The sequence below is a fragment of the Sinomonas sp. G460-2 genome (assembly GCF_047759905.1).
Classification (GTDB): domain Bacteria; phylum Actinomycetota; class Actinomycetes; order Actinomycetales; family Micrococcaceae; genus Sinomonas.
Genome location: NZ_JBKZWT010000479.1, coordinates 1 through 1,958 on the forward strand (window position 1 = coordinate 1; position 1,958 = coordinate 1,958).

Sequence of the window (1,958 nt, forward strand, 5' to 3'; positions counted from 1 at the left end):
GCCATCCCGGCGCCGTACGGCCCGTACGGCCCGTAGGCGCCTGGCACCTTGCCCTGCTGATGCAAGTGCCACTGCTGCATCGTGAACACCCGGACGGTGATCACCACGAGCAGGGCAATGATGATGAGCGCCAGCAGGAGGACGAGCCACAGCGGGCCCATTCCAACTCCACCCCAGCGAACCATCGCAACCTCCAGTCACGGAACGTGGCGACCACGGCCCCCTCGCCGCCATACGGCCAGCGTACGGCGGGCAGCAGTGAACTGCCTGTGACAAGATCACGAAATAAGTGGCGATGGGCCCTAAAGTCCCTAGCCACGAGCTGCCCGTCGGCCCAGAATGTACCAACCAATCGTGAGAGCCAATCGAGTCGAGCAGTCGGACAGACGGAGGGATGCCGTGCAGCAGGCCACGCGACATGACGGGGAGCATGAGCGGCCGCGAGAGGGGAATGGCGCGGCCCGCGTGCGTGTGTTCATCCTCGACGACCACGAGCTCGTGCGTCGAGGACTCCAGGAATTGCTCGAGGACGAGGGCTTCGAGGTCGTGGGAACGTCGGGCAGCGCCGCGGAGGCGGCCCGCCGGATCCCCGCCTTGCACCCGGACGTCGCCGTGCTCGACGTCCGGCTCCCGGACGGCACGGGGATCGAAGTGTGCCGCGATGTCCACACCGTGGATCCATCGCTGCGCTGCGTCATGCTCACGAGCTACGACGACGAGCAGTCCCTCCGGGGCGCGGTCCTCGCGGGCGCGAGCGGCTATGTGCTCAAGGAGATCCGCGGGACCGAGCTCGTGACGGCGCTGCGCCGGGCCGCGGCGGGTGAATCGCTCTTCGATCCGGTGGCGAAGGCCAGGATCCTCGATGGCCTCACCCCAACCCAGCCTGCCCTCGAGACGGATCCGCGACTCCAGCTCCTGAGCCCGCAGGAGCGCCGCGTCCTTGAGCTCATCGGGCACGGGCTCACGAACCGGGAGATCGCGGAGAAGCTCTTCCTCGCGGAGAAGACGGTCAAGAATTACGTCTCGTCCCTTCTCGCGAAGCTCGGCTACGAGCGGCGCACGCAGGCCGCGCTGTTCATCGCGAGGACCCGAACGGCCCGCTGAACCACCCGCCGTCGGGCGTTACCGACGCGAGGTCACGCGCTCCGAAGCGGTACCGCCCAGCGGAGCCGCGTCCCTCCGTCGCCCCCCGGGCCCACCTCGAAGGCGCCGCCGAGCGCGGCCGCGCGCTCCTGGACGTTCTTGAGCCCGCTGCGGCGGGTCGTGGGGCCGAGGCCTTTGCCGTCGTCCTCGACGACGAGTTCGAACTTGCCGTTCGCCACGCCGGCCGTGACCCACACGGACTCCGCGTCGGCGTGCCGAACCGCGTTGGAGACGCCCTCGGTGAGGACGGCGAGCGCCTGGTCGGCAACCTCGGGCGGGACGGCCGTGTCGATCGGACCGAGCAGTTCTACGCGCGGCGCCGAGGGCAGCGAGCCGGTCCCCTCCTGCACTACCCGGACGAGCCGCACGCTCAGGCTGTCCTGCTTCCGCGCCTCGTTGAGCGAGTAGATGGTGCTGCGGAGGGCCGCGATCGTGTCGTCGAGCTCGGACGTGATCTGCCCGACCTTCTCCTGCGCCCCGCCGTGCGGCAGGAACCGCCGGAGCCCCTGCAGGCTGAGCCCGGCCGCGAAGAGGCGTTGGATGACCACGTCGTGGAGGTCGCGGGCGATCCGGTCGCGGTCCGTGAAGACGAGCAGCTCCTCGCGGAGCCGGTGCGAGCGCGCCACCTGCAGCGCGAGCGACGCGTACGAGCAGTAGACCGGCGCCATCTCGAGGTCCACGGCGTGGAACGCGGCCGTCCCGGCGCGCCGCGCGAGCAGGAGCGCACCCTGATCCTGCCCGCCGTGCCCGAACGGCATGAGCAGCACGTCCCGGAAACGGTCGTTCCCGAACACGTCCGCGCCCTGCGCGACGAG

The 1,958-nt window shown here is 70.1% G+C and carries 2 protein-coding genes; one reads left to right on the forward strand and one right to left on the reverse strand.

Features of this window, described 5'->3' with window-relative positions; genetic code table 11:
• The first annotated feature begins 471 nt into the window (after window positions 1–471).
• Window positions 472–1,104 carry a response regulator gene (locus ACLN58_RS21645; RefSeq protein ID WP_415857276.1) on the forward strand — a complete coding sequence of 211 codons (633 nt, stop codon included), beginning with the start codon at window positions 472–474 and terminating at the stop codon, window positions 1,102–1,104.
• A 32-nt stretch (window positions 1,105–1,136) separates the two neighbouring features.
• Here the strand turns inward: ACLN58_RS21645 and ACLN58_RS21650 are convergent.
• The coding region (locus tag ACLN58_RS21650; protein ID WP_415857275.1) for a sensor histidine kinase at window positions 1,137–1,958 on the reverse strand (822 nt) is incomplete at its 5' end.